At 65.4% G+C, this 19,348-nt stretch carries 14 protein-coding genes and 3 rRNA genes; 13 read left to right on the top strand and 4 right to left on the bottom strand.

What is annotated here, in order from left to right; genetic code table 11:
- Positions 1-84 precede the first annotated feature (84 nt).
- On the top strand, positions 85-897 hold the full coding sequence (proC, locus tag BN159_RS19590) for a pyrroline-5-carboxylate reductase (protein ID WP_015658725.1): 813 nt from the start codon (positions 85-87) through the stop codon (positions 895-897).
- A gap of 55 nt (positions 898-952) precedes the next feature.
- On the opposite strand, the gene trpS is transcribed toward proC, so the two are convergent.
- Positions 953-1,972 (bottom strand): tryptophan--tRNA ligase, encoded by a 1,020-nt coding sequence (trpS, locus tag BN159_RS19585; protein ID WP_015658724.1) that lies wholly within the window; start codon positions 1,970-1,972, stop codon positions 953-955.
- 834 nt (positions 1,973-2,806) lie between these two features.
- Here trpS and BN159_RS19580 point away from each other — a divergent pair.
- The 11 genes from BN159_RS19580 to BN159_RS19535 all read left to right on the top strand — a co-directional run bounded on the left by BN159_RS19580 (position 2,807) and on the right by BN159_RS19535 (position 15,175).
- Positions 2,807-4,332: ribosomal RNA gene (locus BN159_RS19580) — 16S ribosomal RNA — on the top strand.
- Between the two features lie 313 nt (positions 4,333-4,645).
- Positions 4,646-7,769 (top strand): 23S ribosomal RNA (locus BN159_RS19575).
- A gap of 99 nt (positions 7,770-7,868) precedes the next feature.
- A 5S ribosomal RNA gene (rrf, locus tag BN159_RS19570) occupies positions 7,869-7,985 on the top strand.
- The 16S, 23S and 5S rRNA genes sit together here, the layout of an rRNA operon.
- Before the next feature lie 60 nt (positions 7,986-8,045).
- Positions 8,046-8,687, top strand: a complete 642-nt coding sequence (locus tag BN159_RS19565; protein ID WP_015658723.1) for an HAD family hydrolase — start codon at positions 8,046-8,048, stop codon at positions 8,685-8,687.
- Positions 8,688-8,770: 83 nt separating this feature from the next.
- Positions 8,771-9,982: an MFS transporter gene (locus BN159_RS19560; RefSeq protein WP_015658722.1), complete on the top strand. Its 1,212-nt coding sequence runs from the start codon at positions 8,771-8,773 to the stop codon at positions 9,980-9,982.
- Positions 9,933-11,108: an acetoin utilization protein AcuC gene (locus BN159_RS19555; protein ID WP_015658721.1), complete on the top strand. Its 1,176-nt coding sequence runs from the start codon at positions 9,933-9,935 to the stop codon at positions 11,106-11,108. Before BN159_RS19560 ends, BN159_RS19555 begins: the two co-directional genes overlap by 50 nt.
- A gap of 300 nt (positions 11,109-11,408) precedes the next feature.
- On the top strand, positions 11,409-12,224 hold the full coding sequence (locus BN159_RS19550) for a phosphatase (protein WP_041819554.1): 816 nt from the start codon (positions 11,409-11,411) through the stop codon (positions 12,222-12,224).
- Between the two features lie 129 nt (positions 12,225-12,353).
- Positions 12,354-12,566, top strand: a complete 213-nt coding sequence (locus BN159_RS19545) for a helix-turn-helix domain-containing protein (protein WP_015658719.1) — start codon at positions 12,354-12,356, stop codon at positions 12,564-12,566.
- A gap of 157 nt (positions 12,567-12,723) precedes the next feature.
- A complete protein-coding gene (locus tag BN159_RS44070) occupies positions 12,724-12,822 on the top strand; it encodes a 30S ribosomal protein bS22 (RefSeq protein ID WP_003948845.1) in 99 nt (32 codons plus the stop codon).
- 224 nt (positions 12,823-13,046) lie between these two features.
- Entirely contained in the window at positions 13,047-14,108 is a 1,062-nt protein-coding gene (locus BN159_RS19540; RefSeq protein ID WP_015658718.1) for an NAD-dependent epimerase/dehydratase family protein, read from the top strand.
- 14 nt (positions 14,109-14,122) lie between these two features.
- Positions 14,123-15,175, top strand: a complete 1,053-nt coding sequence (locus BN159_RS19535) for a lysophospholipid acyltransferase family protein (RefSeq protein ID WP_015658717.1) — start codon at positions 14,123-14,125, stop codon at positions 15,173-15,175.
- 97 nt (positions 15,176-15,272) lie between these two features.
- Here the strand turns inward: BN159_RS19535 and BN159_RS19530 are convergent, their stop codons facing one another.
- The 3 genes from BN159_RS19530 to BN159_RS19520 all read right to left on the bottom strand — a co-directional run bounded on the left by BN159_RS19530 (position 15,273) and on the right by BN159_RS19520 (position 18,783).
- Entirely contained in the window at positions 15,273-16,502 is a 1,230-nt protein-coding gene (locus BN159_RS19530) for a DUF5667 domain-containing protein (protein WP_015658716.1), read from the bottom strand.
- A gap of 233 nt (positions 16,503-16,735) precedes the next feature.
- The gene (locus tag BN159_RS19525; RefSeq protein WP_015658715.1) at positions 16,736-17,509 is read right to left on the bottom strand and encodes an ECF subfamily RNA polymerase sigma factor, BldN family; all 774 of its coding nucleotides are present in this window, start codon (positions 17,507-17,509) and stop codon (positions 16,736-16,738) included.
- Positions 17,510-17,868: 359 nt separating this feature from the next.
- Positions 17,869-18,783, bottom strand: a complete 915-nt coding sequence (locus tag BN159_RS19520) for an HAD family hydrolase (RefSeq protein ID WP_015658714.1) — start codon at positions 18,781-18,783, stop codon at positions 17,869-17,871.
- 151 nt (positions 18,784-18,934) lie between these two features.
- Between BN159_RS19520 and BN159_RS19515 the strand changes: the two genes are divergently transcribed.
- Positions 18,935-19,222 carry a glutaredoxin family protein gene (locus BN159_RS19515; RefSeq protein WP_041819548.1) on the top strand — a complete coding sequence of 96 codons (288 nt, stop codon included), beginning with the start codon at positions 18,935-18,937 and terminating at the stop codon, positions 19,220-19,222.
- Positions 19,223-19,348: the final 126 nt, after the last annotated feature.

Here is a 19,348-nt window from a genome sequence, read left to right as displayed (position 1 = left end):
CGCCCACCGGACACCCCACCCGCACTCAAGCCCCCGATGGGAGGATGAACACCGGACGACGAACACCCGGAGGGCACCCCAGCCATGACTCAGAAAGTCGCAGTCCTCGGCACCGGAAAGATCGGCGAAGCCCTGCTCAGCGGAATGATCCGAGCAGGCTGGGGCCCGGCCGACCTCCTGGTCACCGCCCGCCGCCCGGAGCGGGCCGAGGAACTCCGCAACCGCTACGGAGTCACCCCGGTCAGCAACCCCGAAGCCGCCAAGACCGCCGACACCCTGATCCTCACGGTCAAGCCGCAGGACATGGGCACCCTCCTCGACGAACTCGCCCCGCACGTCCCCGCCGACCGCCTGGTCATCAGCGGCGCCGCGGGCATCCCCACCTCCTTCTTCGAGGAGCGCCTCACCGCGGGCACCCCCGTCGTCCGCGTCATGACGAACACACCCGCCCTCGTCGACGAGGCCATGTCCGTCATCTCCGCCGGCAGCCACGCCACCGAGGCCCACCTCGCCCACGCCGAGGAGATCTTCGGCGCCGTCGGCAAGACCCTCCGCGTCCCCGAGTCCCAGCAGGACGCCTGCACCGCCCTGTCGGGCTCGGGACCGGCGTACTTCTTCTATCTGGTCGAAGCCATGACCGACGCCGGCATCCTGCTCGGCCTGCCCCGCGACAAGGCGCACGATCTGATCGTCCAGTCCGCGATCGGCGCCGCGACGATGCTCCGCGACAGCGGCGAGCACCCCGTCAAGCTCCGCGAGAACGTCACGTCACCGGCCGGCACCACCATCAACGCCATCCGCGAGCTGGAGAACCACGGCGTACGAGCCGCCCTCATCGCCGCCCTCGAAGCCGCCCGCGACCGCAGCCGCGAACTGGCCTCCGGCAACAACGGCTGACGACCCGGCCGCCCCTGACCCCAGGGGCGGCCCAGCACGCCACCTCGGACCGCCGCTAAGCGGTCACCTCGATATCCGCAGCCGCGGGCAACAGCCCGATCGCCCGATACGCGGCATCCACGGTCGGCCGCGCCATCGCCCGAGCCCGCTCCGCTCCATCCCGCAGCACCCCCTCCACATAGCCAGGATCAGCACACAGCTCCCTGTGCCGCTCCTGCACCGGCCTCAGAACCTCCACCACGGCGTCCGCGGTGTCCTTCTTCAAAGAGCCATACGACTCATATACACCGCTCAGGCCCTCGGGGTTCCCACCCGTGCACGCCGCGAGAATCTCCAGCAGATTCGCGAGCCCGGGCCGCCCCTCCCGGTCGTACACGACCTCCCGCCCGCTGTCGGTGACGGCCCGCATCACCTTCTTGCGCACCACGTCCGGCTCATCCAGCAGATAGACGATTCCCGGCCCGACGTCATCACTCTTGCCCATCTTCGACGCCGGCTCCTGGAGGTTCATCACCCGCGCAGCCACCGCCGGATGCGTGGCCCGCGGCACCACGAACGTGTTCCCGTACCGCTGGTTGAACCGCACCGCGAGATCCCGCGTCAGCTCCACATGCTGCGCCTGGTCGTCCCCGACCGGCACCTCGTCACTGCCGTACGCCAGGATGTCCGCCGCCATCAGCACCGGATAGGTGAGCAGCGACAACCGCACACTCCCACCGCGCTCCCGCTCCCGCCCGGCCTTCTCCTTGTACTGGATCATCCGCCGCATCTCGCCGTCGGTGGCCACGCACTCCAGCAGATACGACAGCCGCGCGTGCTCGTCCACATGACTCTGTACGAACACGGTGCACAGCTCGGGATCCAGCCCAGTCGCAAGCAACAAGGTCGCCGCCTGCCGACTGAGCCTGCGCACCCGTGCGGGATCGTGCTCCACGGTGAGCGCGTGCAGATCCACGATGCAGAACAGCGCGTCGGCCCGGTGCTGGTCGACGTCCGCCCACCGCCGCATGGCTCCCAGGTAGTTCCCCAGCGTCAGATGCCCGGTCGGCTTGACCCCACTGAAGACCCGCGTCATCTCTCTCCACCTCCTGGTCGAAGCCGCCGTCCCGGTCGGCCGACCCTCTGGAGCTCCGGAGGGAGAAACGAAAACGGCCGCCGAGGCGGCGGCCGTTGAGTACATACGTGAGTACGGCCGCCGTCAGGCGGCCCACCACAGTTGGGTGCACGTACGCGTTGTCATGCGGGCCAGAGTACGCCCCCAGGGAGCCCTCCGGGCTTGAGTTGACACTCCTCGACGCGGTCCGTAGTGTTCTCCGAGTTGTCCGACGTGAGCGCCGACTCCGGTCGGTCCCCGGACAGCCATTCCGCAGGTACCAACCAACGCTCGACGACAGTCAATCTGTCTGCCGTCGTGTCATTGGCGTGCGTATTCGCGAAATGAGGAATCCACGTTCGAAAGGGCGCGGCCCCCGATTAGCTCGGGAGCCGGGAATCCGCTAAAGTCTCACTCGTCGGAACGGCCCGCAACGGCCGGAAAGACAACTCCCGCTGACTGGGAATCAGGGCCCGAAAGGATCTGATAGAGTCGGAACCGCCGGAAAGGGAAACGCGAGAGCGAGAACCTGGAAAGCACCGAGGAAATCGGATCGGAAAGATCTGATAGAGTCGGAAACGCAAGACCGAAGGGAAGCCCGGAGGAAAGCCCGAGAGGGTGAGTACAAAGGAAGCGACCGTTCCTTGAGAACTCAACAGCGTGCCAAAAATCAACGCCAGATATGTTGATACCCCGTCTCTCCCGTTCGGGAGGACGAGGTTCCTTTGAAATAACACAGCGAGGACGCTGTGTGCGAGGGGATTATTCCTCCTCTCGCACCGCTCTCGTGGTGTTGCACCGGATTACCGGTAAACATTCACGGAGAGTTTGATCCTGGCTCAGGACGAACGCTGGCGGCGTGCTTAACACATGCAAGTCGAACGATGAAGCCCTTCGGGGTGGATTAGTGGCGAACGGGTGAGTAACACGTGGGCAATCTGCCCTTCACTCTGGGACAAGCCCTGGAAACGGGGTCTAATACCGGATATCACTCCCACTCGCATGGGTGGGGGTCGAAAGCTCCGGCGGTGAAGGATGAGCCCGCGGCCTATCAGCTTGTTGGTGAGGTAATGGCTCACCAAGGCGACGACGGGTAGCCGGCCTGAGAGGGCGACCGGCCACACTGGGACTGAGACACGGCCCAGACTCCTACGGGAGGCAGCAGTGGGGAATATTGCACAATGGGCGAAAGCCTGATGCAGCGACGCCGCGTGAGGGATGACGGCCTTCGGGTTGTAAACCTCTTTCAGCAGGGAAGAAGCGAAAGTGACGGTACCTGCAGAAGAAGCGCCGGCTAACTACGTGCCAGCAGCCGCGGTAATACGTAGGGCGCAAGCGTTGTCCGGAATTATTGGGCGTAAAGAGCTCGTAGGCGGCTTGTCACGTCGGGTGTGAAAGCTCGGGGCTTAACCCCGAGTCTGCATTCGATACGGGCTAGCTAGAGTGTGGTAGGGGAGATCGGAATTCCTGGTGTAGCGGTGAAATGCGCAGATATCAGGAGGAACACCGGTGGCGAAGGCGGATCTCTGGGCCATTACTGACGCTGAGGAGCGAAAGCGTGGGGAGCGAACAGGATTAGATACCCTGGTAGTCCACGCCGTAAACGGTGGGAACTAGGTGTTGGCGACATTCCACGTCGTCGGTGCCGCAGCTAACGCATTAAGTTCCCCGCCTGGGGAGTACGGCCGCAAGGCTAAAACTCAAAGGAATTGACGGGGGCCCGCACAAGCAGCGGAGCATGTGGCTTAATTCGACGCAACGCGAAGAACCTTACCAAGGCTTGACATACACCGGAAAGCATCAGAGATGGTGCCCCCCTTGTGGTCGGTGTACAGGTGGTGCATGGCTGTCGTCAGCTCGTGTCGTGAGATGTTGGGTTAAGTCCCGCAACGAGCGCAACCCTTGTTCTGTGTTGCCAGCATGCCCTTCGGGGTGATGGGGACTCACAGGAGACCGCCGGGGTCAACTCGGAGGAAGGTGGGGACGACGTCAAGTCATCATGCCCCTTATGTCTTGGGCTGCACACGTGCTACAATGGCCGATACAATGAGCTGCGATACCGCAAGGTGGAGCGAATCTCAAAAAGTCGGTCTCAGTTCGGATTGGGGTCTGCAACTCGACCCCATGAAGTTGGAGTTGCTAGTAATCGCAGATCAGCATTGCTGCGGTGAATACGTTCCCGGGCCTTGTACACACCGCCCGTCACGTCACGAAAGTCGGTAACACCCGAAGCCGGTGGCCCAACCCCTTGTGGGAGGGAGCTGTCGAAGGTGGGACTGGCGATTGGGACGAAGTCGTAACAAGGTAGCCGTACCGGAAGGTGCGGCTGGATCACCTCCTTTCTAAGGAGCACTTCTCACCAACTCCGGTTGGTCAGAGGCCAGTACATCGGCGAATGTCCGGTGCTGGTTGCTCATGGGTGGAACGTTGATTATTCGGCAGGTCCAGGACGGACCAGGCGCTAGTACTGCTCTTCGGGGCGTGGAACGCTGATCTGGTCGGCTGATCGTGTCGGGCACGCTGTTGGGTGTCTGAGGGCACGGCCGTAAGGTCTGTCTTCGGATGCCGGCCCCAGTGCACTCGAATCCGTGAGGGTTCGGGGTGATGGGTGGCTGGTCGTTGTTTGAGAACTGCACAGTGGACGCGAGCATCTGTGGCCAAGTTTTTAAGGGCGCACGGTGGATGCCTTGGCACCAGGAACCGATGAAGGACGTGGGAGGCCACGATAGTCCCCGGGGAGTCGTCAACCAGGCTTTGATCCGGGGGTTTCCGAATGGGGAAACCCGGCAGTCGTCATGGGCTGTCACCCTTGCCTGAACACATAGGGCAAGTGGAGGGAACGCGGGGAAGTGAAACATCTCAGTACCCGCAGGAAGAGAAAACAACCGTGATTCCGGGAGTAGTGGCGAGCGAAACCGGATGAGGCCAAACCTACGACGTGTGAGACCCGGCAGGGGTTGCGTCGTGGGGGTTGTGGGATCTCTCTTTCACAGTCTGCCGGCTGTGAGACGAGTCAGAAACCGTTGATGTAGGCGAAGGACATGCGAAAGGTCCGGCGTAGAGGGTAAGACCCCCGTAGTCGAAACGTCAGCGGCTCGTTTGAGAGACACCCAAGTAGCACGGGGCCCGAGAAATCCCGTGTGAATCTGGCGGGACCACCCGCTAAGCCTAAATATTCCCTGGTGACCGATAGCGGATAGTACCGTGAGGGAATGGTGAAAAGTACCGCGGGAGCGGAGTGAAATAGTACCTGAAACCGTGTGCCTACAAGCCGTGGGAGCGTCGCTTGCAAGCTTGCTTGCAAGTCGTGACTGCGTGCCTTTTGAAGAATGAGCCTGCGAGTTTGCGGTGTGTTGCGAGGTTAACCCGTGTGGGGAAGCCGTAGCGAAAGCGAGTCCGAACAGGGCGATATAGTAGCGCGCTCAAGACCCGAAGCGGAGTGATCTAGCCATGGGCAGGTTGAAGCGGAGGTAAGACTTCGTGGAGGACCGAACCCACCAGGGTTGAAAACCTGGGGGATGACCTGTGGTTAGGGGTGAAAGGCCAATCAAACTCCGTGATAGCTGGTTCTCCCCGAAATGCATTTAGGTGCAGCGTCGTGTGTTTCTTGCCGGAGGTAGAGCACTGGATAGGCGATGGGCCCTACCGGGTTACTGACCTTAGCCAAACTCCGAATGCCGGTAAGTGAGAGCGCGGCAGTGAGACTGTGGGGGATAAGCTCCATGGTCGAGAGGGAAACAGCCCAGAGCATCGACTAAGGCCCCTAAGCGTACGCTAAGTGGGAAAGGATGTGGAGTCGCAGAGACAACCAGGAGGTTGGCTTAGAAGCAGCCACCCTTGAAAGAGTGCGTAATAGCTCACTGGTCTAGTGATTCCGCGCCGACAATGTAGCGGGGCTCAAGCGTACCGCCGAAGTCGTGTCATTGCAGCATATAGGGCCAACGCCCGCTGTGATGGGTAGGGGAGCGTCGTCTGCCGGGTGAAGCGGCACCGGAAGGTAGTCGTGGACGGTTGACGAGTGAGAATGCAGGCATGAGTAGCGATACAAACGTGAGAAACGTTTGCGCCGATTGACTAAGGGTTCCTGGGTCAAGCTGATCTGCCCAGGGTAAGTCGGGACCTAAGGCGAGGCCGACAGGCGTAGTCGATGGATAACCGGTTGATATTCCGGTACCCGCTGTGAAGCGTCAAACATCGAATCCAGTGATGCTAAGCCCGTGAAGCCGCCTGCCCTCAGCTTTGCTGTGGGTGGGAGTGGTGGAGCCGGTGACCCGAGCTGGTAGTAGGTGAGTGATGGGGTGACGCAGGAAGGTAGTCCATCCCGGGCGGTGGTTGTCCCGGGGTAAGGGTGTAGGCCGTGCGATAGGCAAATCCGTCGCACTTGTGGCTGAGACCTGATGCCGAGCCGATTGTGGTGAAGTGGATGATCCTATGCTGTCGAGAAAAGCCTCTAGCGAGTTTCATGGCGGCCCGTACCCTAAACCGACTCAGGTGGTCAGGTAGAGAATACCGAGGCGTTCGGGTGAACTATGGTTAAGGAACTCGGCAAAATGCCCCCGTAACTTCGGGAGAAGGGGGGCCACACCTGGTGAGAGGACTTGCTCCTCGAGCTGGGGGTGGCCGCAGAGACCAGCGAGAAGCGACTGTTTACTAAAAACACAGGTCCGTGCGAAGCCGTAAGGCGATGTATACGGACTGACGCCTGCCCGGTGCTGGAACGTTAAGGGGACCGGTTAGTCATGATTCGTCATGGCGAAGCTGAGAACTTAAGCGCCAGTAAACGGCGGTGGTAACTATAACCATCCTAAGGTAGCGAAATTCCTTGTCGGGTAAGTTCCGACCTGCACGAATGGCGTAACGACTTCTCGACTGTCTCAACCATAGGCCCGGTGAAATTGCACTACGAGTAAAGATGCTCGTTTCGCGCAGCAGGACGGAAAGACCCCGGGACCTTTACTACAGTTTGATATTGGTGTTCGGTTCGGCTTGTGTAGGATAGCTGGGAGACTTTGAAGCGGCCACGCCAGTGGTTGTGGAGTCGTCGTTGAAATACCAGTCTGGTCGTGCTGGATGTCTAACCTGGGTCCGTGATCCGGATCAGGGACAGTGTCTGATGGGTAGTTTAACTGGGGCGGTTGCCTCCTAAAGAGTAACGGAGGCGCCCAAAGGTTCCCTCAGCCTGGTTGGCAATCAGGTGTTGAGTGTAAGTGCACAAGGGAGCTTGACTGTGAGACCGACGGGTCGAGCAGGGACGAAAGTCGGGACTAGTGATCCGGCGGTGGCTTGTGGAAGCGCCGTCGCTCAACGGATAAAAGGTACCCCGGGGATAACAGGCTGATCTTCCCCAAGAGTCCATATCGACGGGATGGTTTGGCACCTCGATGTCGGCTCGTCGCATCCTGGGGCTGGAGTCGGTCCCAAGGGTTGGGCTGTTCGCCCATTAAAGCGGTACGCGAGCTGGGTTTAGAACGTCGTGAGACAGTTCGGTCCCTATCCGCTGCGCGCGCAGGAATATTGAGAAGGGCTGTCCCTAGTACGAGAGGACCGGGACGGACGAACCTCTGGTGTGCCAGTTGTTCTGCCAAGGGCATGGCTGGTTGGCTACGTTCGGGAGGGATAACCGCTGAAAGCATCTAAGCGGGAAGCCTGCTTCGAGATGAGTATTCCCACCCACTTGATGGGGTAAGGCTCCCAGTAGACGACTGGGTTGATAGGCCGGATCTGGAAGCACGGTAACGTGTGGAGGTGACCGGTACTAATAGGCCGAGGGCTTGTCCTCAGTTGCTCGCGTCCACTGTGTTGGTTCTGAAACCACGAACGGCCCCGTATGGCCATATGGCTTCATGCGGTGCGGCATTGTTCGACAGTTTCATAGTGTTTCGGTGGTCATAGCGTGAGGGAAACGCCCGGTTACATTCCGAACCCGGAAGCTAAGCCTTACAGCGCCGATGGTACTGCAGGGGGGACCCTGTGGGAGAGTAGGACGCCGCCGAACAAATTGTGAGAAAACCCCGCACCTTTCGGTGCGGGGTTTTCTGCGTTTAGGGTCTTTGTCATGCGCTATGACCTCGTCATCTTCGACAACGACGGTGTGCTCGTCGACAGTGAGCCCATCTCCAACCGGCACCTCGCCGCCTACCTCACAGAGCTGGGGTACCCGACGTCCTACGAGGACTCGCTGCGGGACTACATGGGCTCCGCCATGCATCGCGTACACGATCTGGTCGAGGAGCGGACCGGGGAGCGGTTGCCGGCGGACTTCGACGATGTCTTTCACGCTCGGGTGTTCGCCGCTTTCGAGCGGGAGTTGAAGCCTGTGGTGGGGGCCGAAGGGGTGCTGGAGAAGCTGGCCGCGGACGGGGTGCCGTACTGCGTGGCGTCCTCGGGGAGCCATGAGCGGATTCGGGTGGGGCATCGGACGACCGGACTGACGCGGTGGTTCGAGGACGAGCGGATTTTCAGCTCGCAGGATGTCGGGCGGGGGAAGCCGGAGCCGGATCTGTTTCTGTACGCCGCTGAGCGGATGGGGGTCGCTCCCGAGCGCTGTGTCGTGGTCGAGGACAGTCCGCTGGGCGTGCAGGCGGCCGTCGCGGCCGGGATGGACGTCTACGGGTTCACGGCGATGACTCCGGCCTCGCGGTTGGAGGGGGCCACCGGACTCTTCGGTGACATGGGTGAGTTGATCGATCTGCTCTGAACCGAGCGATGGTCCGAAGCTGAGGGAAATTCATCTTTGGCTGGATCTACCCACGAGTACGCCGGGGCCCTACGCTCGCCGCCATGACTGATGTGCTGCGGCGCGGCAGGGCCTCGTTGGCGTTCGGCTTCTTCGCCCAGGGCGTGGCGTTCGCGCTGCTGGTGACCCGTATCCCGGCCATCCAGGATCGGTACGGGGTCTCTGACGCGCTGCTGCCTGCCTTCCTTGCTGCCGTGCCGATCCTTGCCGGTGCCGGGAGTGTGGCGACCGAGCGGCTGGTGAAGCGGGTGCCGCCGAGTCTGGTGCTGCGGTGGTCCCAGCCGGTGGTGTTCCTGGCGCTGCTGGGGGTCTCGGCCGGGGACCGGATGGTCGAGCTGGGGGTGGCGCTCGGGGCCTTCGGGCTGTCCGTGGGGGCGTTGGACGCCTCGATGAACATGCTCGGGGTCAGTCTCCAGCGGTCGTACGGGCGCAGCATCATGCTCAGTTTTCACGCCGCGTACAGCCTGGGCGGGATTCTGGGGGCCTCGCTGGCGTGGGTGGGGGCGCGGTGGGATGTCGCGCTGTTCGTGTCGTATCTGCCGGTTGTCGTGGTGTTGTTGCCGGCCGCGTTCGTGGGGAGTCGGTGGTACGCCGACGGGGAGCCCGAGCCGGTGCGGGAGGGGGCTGTGAAGGGCGCCAGTGTCGGGTTCAAGGTGCTGTTGCCGCTGTGTCTGGTGATGACCTTCGCGTACATCGGGGATTCGACGGTCTCCAACTGGAGCGCGAAGTATCTCCAGGATGTGCTGGGGAGCAGTGAGCAGCTCGCGACCGTGCCGTACAACGTCTACATGGTGACGACCCTGCTGGGGCGGGCCATCGGGGACTTCGGGGTACGGCGGTTCGGGGCCGTGGCTGTGGTGCGGGTCGGAGCCGTGGTGGCCGCGGGTGGGTTCGCCGTGGTGGCTGTGGCGCCCGGGGCGTGGGTCGGGATGCTCGGGTTCACCTTGTTGGGGCTGGGGTTGTGCGTGCTCGTGCCGCAGACCTTCGCGGCGGCTGGGCGGTTGTTCCCGGGTTCGTCTGACGTGGCTGTGGCTCGGCTGAATGTGTTCAACTATGTGGGCTTTTTGATCGGTTCGCCGTTGGTGGGGGCCTTGGGCGATGCGTGGAGTTATCGCGGGGCGATGCTTGTGCCGATGGTGTTGGTGCTGGTGACGCTTGTGTATGCCCGATCGTTCGAAGCTCAACCGGACCGATACGGTGGCGGGCATGAGCGGCCGCGCACAGCTGATGTGGGACGAGGCAGTAACGGGCTATGACTTCGGGCCGGAGCATCCGATGGATCCGGTCCGGCTTGCCCTCACCCGTCGACTCGTGGAGTCCTTCGGGCTCGACCAGGACGTGGATGTGGTCGCGGCGAAGGCGGCCGGGGAGTCGACCTTGCGGCTGGTGCACCGGGAGGACTACATCGCGGCCGTGAAGGCTGCGTCGGTCGATCCGCGGGGTGCGGATGGGGCGTACGGGATCGGGACGCTGGATGATCCGGCGTTTGCCGGGATGCACGAGGTTTCCGCGTTGATCGCCGGGCAGTCGGTGGGGGCTGCCGAGGCTGTGTGGCGGGGGGAAGCGCTGCATGCGGTGAACTTCGCGGGTGGGTTGCATCATGCGATGCCTGGGGGTGCGTCGGGGTTCTGCATCTACAACGATGCGTCGCTCGCGATTGCGCGGTTGTTGGAGCTGGGGGCTGAGCGGGTCGCGTATGTGGATGTCGATGTGCATCACGGGGACGGGGTGCAGGCGGCGTTCTGGGAGGATCCGCGAGTTCTGACGATTTCGCTGCATGAGCATCCTCGGACGTTGTTTCCGCAGACCGGGTGGCCGGAGGAGACCGGGGCGGAGGGGGTTGCGGAGGGGTCGGCGGTGAATGTGGCGTTGCCGGCGGGGACGGGGGACGCGGGGTGGTTGCGCGCGTTTCATGCTGTGGTGCCGGAGTTGATGGCTGAGTTTCGGCCTCAGGTGTTGGTGACGCAGCATGGGGCGGATACGCACTTCGAGGATCCGTTGGCGCATCTGGCGGTGTCGTTGGATGCGCAGCGGGCTGTGCAGGTTGCCTGTCATGAGTTGGCGCATGAGTACGCCGATGGGCGGTGGGTGGCGCTCGGGGGTGGGGGGTACGCGGTGGTGGAGGTTGTGCCGCGGTCGTGGACTCATCTGGTGGGGATTGCTGCGGGGCGGGAGATTGCTCCTGAGGCGTCGATTCCTGAGGAGTGGCGGCAGGAAGTGTTCGCGCGTACGCGGCAGTTGGCGCCGGTGCGGATGACTGATGGGCGGTGGCCTGTGAAGTGGGCGCCCTGGGAGGCGGGGTACGACCCTGCGGACCGGCTGGATCAGGCGGTGCTGGCGGCTCGGCGGGCGGTGTTTCCACTGCGGGGGTTGTTGCCGTAGGGGTTTTCGCCCCCGCCGCCCCTACCCGTCCCATCTGGAAGGGGCTCCGCCCCTTCCACCCCGACAGGGGGCTCCGCCCCCTGGACCCCCGTCGGCCCTGAAGGGGGCCTCGTCCTCAAACGCCGGACGGGCTGACAAGGGTGGGTGGGGGCTCGGGACGGCTGCAGGCTCGGCCTCGAACTCCGGACGGGCTGACAGCGGCTGGTGTGCGTAGTTGCTGCGCCGCCCCCGTTACGCCAACCGTGCGCACTTCCCCCGTTCCCCCGGCCCCCGCACCCCCAGTCCGTCAGCATCGGTCTCGTGTTGTCCATTGGGGCTTTGCGGGGGCATCTCGTTGCTGCTCGGCTGGCTGGGGTGGTGGCTACCTCTCGGGAAGCCAGTTTGCGTAGTTATCGGTTGTTTGCTGCTCGGGATCCTCGGGTTTTGATGGGGATTGATCCTTGTGCCGACTGGGGGCAGCGGGACTTGGTTGCGCTGATGGCCGACAGGTGTGGGGTTTCCGGCGATCCGATGCGCGTTGATGGGCATGATGTGATCGATCCCGAGCGGACGTTGGCCGGGCTCGATGCCTTCGCCGGGCGGATTCGGGCGGTTGTCGAGTGCCGTGGGGCGGTGCTGATCGGTACCGGGCACCCGCATCGGCTGCTTGGTTTCTACGCCGCCCTCGCGGACGCTCTCTCGGCGGCCGGATGTGCCGTACTCACACCGGCGCAGGGTCGCTGTGTCGACATAGCGACCCGGTTCGGTCTACGCACGTACAACCTGGACTACGTCAGAGGAGTCGCGCTGGTACGTGAACCCGGCACCGAAAGCTCCGGGCGTGAGCCCGGCGCACACACGCATTCGCCGCTCCCGGTTCGTATCGCGCTGGCGGCCGCGGCCGAGGGCGACGGGAGGCTGCCGGAGCTGGTGATCGGGGATCACGGGTGGGTCTGCGGGGCAGGTCAGCTGGGGTTTGAGGCCATTGGGCTCGCCGATACCGATGACCCCGCGCTCTTCGTGGGGGAGGCCGAGGGGGTCGTGTCCGTCGTCGTTCCACTTGATGACGCTGTGCGGTCTGTTTACTACCGGCCGCTTACCCGCTACGTACTCAATCGAGCGTGTCTGTCACAGTAGGCCGCCGATGGGTGCACCTCTTCCCCACTCGCATCACCCGCCCCTACATTGGGGAGTGAGCACGCAGCGACGAAGAGTCACCGGAAGGGGAAGCCGGTGGCCGTCGAGTGCGGAAGGTTCAGGTGTGTCATGGGTGCAGCTGGCGAGAGGCCTCTGAACGAGGTTCAGTTCCTTACCGTGGCGGAAGTCGCCTCGGTGATGCGAGTGTCGAAGATGACCGTGTACCGGCTGGTGCACAGCGGTCATCTGCCCGCGATCCGGGTGGGGCGGTCCTTCCGCGTCCCCGAGCAAGCGGTACACGAGTACCTCCGTGAGAGCTATGTGGGGGTGGAAACCGCCTGACGGCAAGAGGTTCGGGGGGATCCTCGGGGTGCCGGCGGATCCCTCCCGTTCACCTCGATTACGACCTCAGCGCTCGGGCGGGTAGGCTAGCCCCTCGTAGGTCGTGTGGGCCCATGGCGCCCAAACACCGAGTGATGAGAAGTGAGCGAGGGTAGTCGTGGGCTCTGTTATCAAGAAGCGGCGCAAGCGGATGGCCAAGAAGAAGCACCGCAAGCTGCTCAAGCGCACGCGCGTTCAGCGTCGCAACAAGAAGTAATTCGCGACGCGAGCCGCGAGAGTGTGAGTGTGGCCCCCACCGGATGCAGATTCGGATGGGGGCCACGCGCCTTTCGGCCCCGGCCCCCGGGAGCCCCGGCATCAACTTGGCTTGGTCTGTTCGTACGTCTGCGGACGCCGTCACTTCGTGCAGCGGGCAGTCATCACAGCGCAACATCGAACCGCTAGGTTGAGGAGACGATCCCTGGAAGGAAGGCGCTGATCTTGGGCAAGGTCGTGCTCGTGACCGGAGTGGCCCGTCAACTGGGGGGCCGGTTCGTACGACGGATCCAGCGGGACCCGGAAGTGGACCGGGTCGTCGCCGTGGACGCGGTACCGCCCGAGCACCATCTGGGCGGCGCGGACTTCATCCAGGCCGACATCCGGCAGCCGACCATAGCGCGGGTCCTGGCCGAGACGGCCGCGGACACCGTCGTACACATGGATGTGACGGGGACGGCGCTCGGCAGCGGCAGCCGGACCACGGTCAAGGAGACCAACGTCATCGGCACCATGCAGCTGCTCGGGGCGTGTCAGAAGTCCCCGACGGTGAAACGGCTGGTGGTGAAGTCCAGTACGAACGTGTACGGCTCCGCGCCTCGCGACCCTGCCGTGTTCACCGAGACCACTCCGCCCAAGTCCCTGCCCAGCGGTGGGTTCGCCAAGGACACCGTCGAGGTCGAGGGCTATGTGCGCGGGTTCGCGCGGCGGCGGCCGGACGTGGCCGTGTGTGTGCTGCGGTTCGCCAACATCCTCGGGCCGACCGCGGACTCGCCGCTCGCCGCGTACTTCTCGCTGCCGGTCCTGCCGACCGTCTTCGGCTACGACCCGAGGCTTCAGTTCGTGCACGAGGACGATGTGATCGAGGTGCTGCGGATCGCCTCGCACGAGCCGGCGCGCGGCAGCCTCAACAGCGGTACCTTCAATATCGCCGGTGACGGAGTCCTGCTGCTGTCGCAGTGCTCGCGACGGCTCGGCCGGCCCACCGTGCCCCTGCTGCTGCCCGCCGTCACCTGGGCCGGCTCGCTGGTGCGCACGCTCGGCATGACGGACTTCTCGCCCGAACAGATCCGGCTGCTCACCCATGGCAGGGTCGTGGCGACGGACCAGATGCGGGAGACCCTCGGCTTCCGGCCCAAGTACACGACCGCGGAGACCTTCGCGGAGTTCACCCGCAGCCGCGGACCCGGGCTGCTCCCGCCGGAGGCCCTCGCGGGGGCCGTCGACCGGATCGCCGCGCTGTCCCTTCCGGGCAGCGGTCACCCCCCGACGCAGAGCGCCAACTGAGGAGCGCATCAACGATGGCGGACGCCAAGGTCATTCCGTTCGACGACGACCGGTCCCGCGCGGGCGCCGTGACGCGGCCGCCGCGCCGCCGGAGCACGGGGAGCCGGCGCAAGAGCGCGGAGCCCACGCTGGTGGGTGAGGTCCAGCCCCTGCCCGGCAGGGCGGTCCCGCAGGATGATGTACCGGTGACACAAGAGAAGCCGGAGAAGCCGGAGCCGCAGGACGGCGGCGGTCTGGAGCGGCGGATCGCGGGCGGCCTGGCCTTCCTGCGCCGCCGGCTGACGGGGGACTACGAGGTCGATGACTTCGGCTACGACGAGGAGCTGACCGACCAGGTCCTGATGTCGCTGCTGCGGCCGGTGTACGAGAAGTACTTCCGGGTCGAGGTGAAGGGCGTGGAGAACATCCCGTCCGAGGGCGGCGCCCTGATCGTCGCCAACCACTCCGGCACGCTGCCGCTCGACGGCCTGATGATGCAGGTCGCCGTCCATGACAACCACCCCACGGGCCGTCATCTACGGCTGCTCGCGGCGGACCTGGTCTTCATGCTGCCGGTGGTCAACGAGCTCGCCCGCAAGCTGGGCCACACCCTGGCGTGCGCGGAGGACGCGGAGCGGCTGCTCGGCCAGGGCGAGCTGGTCGGGGTCATGCCGGAGGGCTTCAAGGGCATCGGCAAGCCCTTCAGCGAGCGCTACAAGCTCCAGCGGTTCGGCCGGGGCGGCTTTGTCTCGACGGCGCTGCGGCAGGGCGCGCCGATCATCCCGTGCTCGATCGTGGGCGCGGAGGAGATCTACCCGATGATCGGCAACGCCAAGACGCTGGCCCGCGTGCTCGGCTTCCCGTACTTCCCGCTGACCCCGACCTTCCCCTGGCTCGGCCCGCTGGGCGCGGTCCCGCTGCCGACCAAGTGGACGATCCAGTTCGGCGAACCGATCCGCACGGACGGCTATCCGCCGGAGGCGGCCGAGGACCCGATGCTGATGTTCAACCTGACCGACCAGGTCAGGGAACAGATCCAGCACACCCTGTACAAGCTGCTGGTCCAGCGCCGGTCGGTCTTCTTCTGAGCACCTCGCCCAGATATTCGCAGACAGAAGAAACGTTTATACGGCAACGAGGGGCGCCCTTCCCGAGAAGGAAGGGCGCCCCTCGTTCGCGTACCGCCTAGTTCGCGTCCTCGCCGTCGATGCCGAGACCGGGGAGCAGGCCCGGGAGCAGGGGCGGCAGGGTGACGTCGGGCTCGGTGATGGGCGGGCTGCTGGAGGACGGGGCGCTGCTGCCCGTGCTGTCCTGCGGCGGGTCGAGCAGGCCGCCGGTGCTGCCGCCGAGCAGTCCGTCGTCCGAGCTGTCGGAGCCCGCGGACCTGCTGGGGCTGCCGCTGCTGGACTGGCCGTCGGAGGTGCTGTTGCCGCTGCTGGGGGCCGCCGAGCGGCCCGTACCGGAGGAGGAGCCAGGGGAGGACGCTCCGGGTCCGCCCTGCCGCCCGCTGCCGCCGCCCCGGGCCGGGGGCTCGGGCAGCAGGGACTGGAGCGGGGCCACTTCTTCGTCTATGGCGGCGAAGACCGACGACACCTGCTCGCCGACGTCGCCGAGCTGGACGGGGAGGCGGTCGCGGAGGGCGCCCCAGGCGTCGCGGTTCGAGCTGGAGAAGTTGGACAGCGCCTGGATGGGGCCGAGGGAGTCCGGGTCGGCCTCGTAGACCGCGGAGAGCAGCCGGTGGCCCTCGGAGGCGTCGTGATGCATTCCGGACAGGGCGCGCCGGATCTCGCCGAGGGACTCGTGGTCGAGCGGGCCGCCGCGGTCGCGCTCCATCAGTCGACGGGCCTCGTTCAGCCGGGTGGAGGCCTGGTCGAGGTAGACCTGGCCGCGCTCGCGGTCGCCGTCGGCGAGGCCGCGCTTGAAGTCCTCGATGCCGCGCTTGAGGCCGTAGAGCGAGTCCCCGGGCAGGGCGTCGCCGCTGGCCGCGGCGACGCCGCCGAAGGCTCCGGCGGCCACCCCGACACTGAGGCCGCCCGCGGTGAGGCCCTTGGCGAGCCGGGACCGCGGGCGCAGCTTGCCCAGTGGGCTCGCCCGGTGTGCGCCCCGGGCCCGGTGGGAGCGCTGCTCCGGTACCGAATCCGCCCCGCCTCCTGCGCCCTCCAGCAGCATGGCCTCCATCGCGGCCACGAGCTGGGCCCGCTGGACGACCTTGACCTCGGGATCCAGCTCCGGTCTTGGCAGCTCGCCGAGACCCGAGGTGAGGGCCAACAGGCGGCCCTGCTCGGTCGGTTCCGCAGCTGCCGGGGCCGGTGCCGATCCTTCTGGCTGCTCGGCCGCCGTGCCCCGGTCGGACTGCTCCTCCAGGGCCTGGGCGAAGGCGTTCGCCCGCCGGTGCGCCGATACGTTCGCGATCACTGGCGGCACCTCCTCTCGTCATGACGGTCGACTCCCCAGGGGGTCCTGAGGGTTGCACGACCCGACCACATCCACACGATCGAGTGATCAGTGGCGGCCGGGTAGTGACCACAGGGAGCCTGCATCCCGCACAACGAGCGTCGCGGCACTTGGGTTACGGACGGCGGATGATCGGATCGGGGAGTCAACGGACTTTCACGGACAGCGAGTTGAACGCTACCGAGCGTGGGCGGTCAGCGGGCGTCGTCCGGCAGGAGCCGGGCTAGGGTGCGCACGGCCCGGTACTGGAGCGTTTTGATGGCGCCCTCGTTCTTGCCCATCACGCGGGCGGTCTCGGCGACGGACAGACCCTGGAGGAAGCGGAGCGTGACGCACTCCTGCTGCTGCGGGTTGAGCCGTCGTACGGCGTCGAGCAGGGCGGCGTTGGAGAGCGACTCCAGCACCGAGTCCTCGGGGGAGCGCTCGACCTCGTTGGCGTCGAGCATCTCGCCGGTGGTGACCTCCAGCCGGAAGCGGCTGGACTTGAAGTGGTCGGCGACAAGATTGCGGGCGATGGTGACGAGCCAGGCGCCGAAGTCCCGGCCCTGCCAGGTGAAGGTGCCGATCCGGCGCAGGGCCCGCAGAAAGGTCTCGCTGGTGAGGTCCTCGGCGGTGGCCTTACCTCCGACCCGGTAATAGATGTACCGATAGACGGTGTCGCTGTACTGGTCGTAGAGCCGCCCGAAGGCGTCGGCCTCGCCGGCCTGTGCGCGCTCCACGAGATCCATCATGCGGGCGCTGTCGCTGTCCGCGGCCGGGCGCCGGGTGGTCGTGGCACCGGCCGAGCGCCCCCGTCTGCCGACGGCGGCACCGCCGTCGGCGAGCGCGTAGCAAGGGCCGACGGGGGCGGCGGCTACGGCGAGTGCGGGGACGGCGTACGCGGTGGGGACGAAGCCGCGCAACAGGTCTTGGACCGTTGCGCGCAGCGTAGCCAGGCCCGAGGCGTCAACCCCGACGTGTGGGTACACGGGACTCCCAGAGGCAGAGCTTCCATCACGTGCAGTGCGGGACCGTTCACCCGTCGTAGCGACGGAGGGGTACCGGTTTGCGTCTGAGGAGAATAACGCTTCGTGCAGGCGCTGCTACACCCAGTTGCTCAAATCATCGATTACGTCGCTTCTGTAACCGATTGACGTCCGATCAAGTGCCGCACAGTGACCACTTGTTGATCAAAAACGATCGGCTTTCGGCCGGGTCCAGGGCGTGTTGTGGCCGTGTGCAGCCAAGGTGACTGGACAGGGCGTTGTGCGGGTACGACACCGTGATTGGCCGTGTTCGCCCGGCGTGGGCCGCTGTTGATCAGAGCTGTACGGAGCTGGACCGCGAACTACCGCTTGCGGCGGGACAGGGCGATCGCCGCCGCCGTACCACCGGCCACCGCGCCGACGCCCGCCGCGGCCGGGATGCCGACCTTCGCCGCCTTGCGGCCGGTGCGGTAGTCGCGCAGCCGCCAGTCCAGTTGACGGGCGTGCTTGCGGAGCTTGGTGTCCGGGTTGATCGCGTAGGGGTGGCCCACCAGGGACAGCATCGGGATGTCGTTGTGGCTGTCGCTGTACGCCGCGCAGCGGGTCAGGTCCAGGCCCTCCGCCGACGCGAGGGCGCGCACCGCCTCCGCCTTGGCCGGGCCGTGCAGCGGTTCGCCGACCAGCTTGCCCGTGTAGACGCCGTCCACCGACTCGGCGACCGTGCCCAGCGCACCGGTCAGCCCCAGTCGCCGCGCGATCACCTGCGCGATCTCCACCGGCGCCGCCGTCACCAGCCACACCTTCTGGCCCGCGTCCAGGTGAGCCTGGGCCAGCGCCCGGGTGCCCGGCCAGATCCGCTCCGCCATGTACTCGTCGTAGATCTCCTCGCCGATCGACTGGAGCTCGGAGACCCGATGCCCCTTCACGATCGACAGCGCGGAGTCCCGGGCCTCCTGCATGTGTTCCGGATCCTCGACCCCGGCGAGCCGGAACCACGCCTGCTGCCAGGCGAACTTGGCCAGGTCGCGGGTCTCGAAGAACTTCCGCTTGTACAGGCCCCGGCCGAAGTGGAACAGCGCGGCGCCCTGCATCACGGTGTTGTCCAGGTCGAAGAACGCGGCTGCCTTGTCGTCCCCGAGCACCGGGAACTCCGGTTCCTCCTCCGGCACTGTGTCGGGGACCGACTTGCGCGCGGCCTCCGCCGAGGCCTCGCCTGCCAACACGCTCCGCGCCGTGGCGGAGCGCCTACGAGGGGTGAGCCATCCGAGAGCGGCCATGGCGTGAGCATAGCCAGTTTGTTCGGTGCTTCCGGAGTCGAGAGGTTTGAAGGCTGTGAACTCTCCGCGACCGTGTCGTTAAAGAACTGATCCGGTCAGCGTGTTCTCCGACGGTTTTACGCGGGTCCGCCCGGCCGCCCGTCGGGCGAGAATGGCCGACATGACTCCCCTCTTCCGCCGCAGCGGGGCCAGGGCGCCCCAGGAGCGGCTCGTCACCCTCATCCGCAAGCCGGGCTGTCATCTGTGTGATGACGCACAGATCGTCATCGAGAAGGTCTGCGCCGATCTCGGGGTCCCCTGGGAGCAGAAGGACATCACCGAGGACCGCCAACTCCACGACGAGTACTGGGAACAGATCCCCGTGGTGCTCGTCGACGGGGAGCAGCACACCTTCTGGCGGGTGAACGAGGACCGCCTTCGCCGGGCACTGACCGACTAGTACAACTGGTCCGGCCGGTCGCTTAGGATCGATGGTGAAGTGGTCTTGGGGGCGGGATTGACGAGGGAAGTGTGCGGTTTTGCCTCCAGGAGAGACGCGCGTGACCCCGGTCACGTTGGCCGGGCA

The organism is Streptomyces davaonensis JCM 4913 (genome assembly GCF_000349325.1).
Classification (GTDB): Bacteria; Actinomycetota; Actinomycetes; order Streptomycetales; family Streptomycetaceae; genus Streptomyces; species Streptomyces davaonensis.
The sequence above is the reverse complement of the archived record's forward strand: the minus strand, read 5'-3'. Positions and strand labels throughout refer to the sequence as shown.

Coding starts and splice junctions, on each gene's coding strand:
- proC (WP_015658725.1), top strand. CDS start 85: ATGACTCAGAAAGTCGCAGTCCTCGGCACCGGAAAGATCGGCGAAGCC.
- trpS (WP_015658724.1), bottom strand. CDS start 1,972: ATGACGCGGGTCTTCAGTGGGGTCAAGCCGACCGGGCATCTGACGCTG.
- BN159_RS19565 (WP_015658723.1), top strand. CDS start 8,046: ATGCGCTATGACCTCGTCATCTTCGACAACGACGGTGTGCTCGTCGAC.
- BN159_RS19560 (WP_015658722.1), top strand. CDS start 8,771: ATGACTGATGTGCTGCGGCGCGGCAGGGCCTCGTTGGCGTTCGGCTTC.
- BN159_RS19555 (WP_015658721.1), top strand. CDS start 9,933: ATGAGCGGCCGCGCACAGCTGATGTGGGACGAGGCAGTAACGGGCTAT.
- BN159_RS19545 (WP_015658719.1), top strand. CDS start 12,354: ATGGGTGCAGCTGGCGAGAGGCCTCTGAACGAGGTTCAGTTCCTTACC.
- BN159_RS19535 (WP_015658717.1), top strand. CDS start 14,123: ATGGCGGACGCCAAGGTCATTCCGTTCGACGACGACCGGTCCCGCGCG.
- BN159_RS19520 (WP_015658714.1), bottom strand. CDS start 18,783: ATGGCCGCTCTCGGATGGCTCACCCCTCGTAGGCGCTCCGCCACGGCG.
- BN159_RS19515 (WP_041819548.1), top strand. CDS start 18,935: ATGGCCGACATGACTCCCCTCTTCCGCCGCAGCGGGGCCAGGGCGCCC.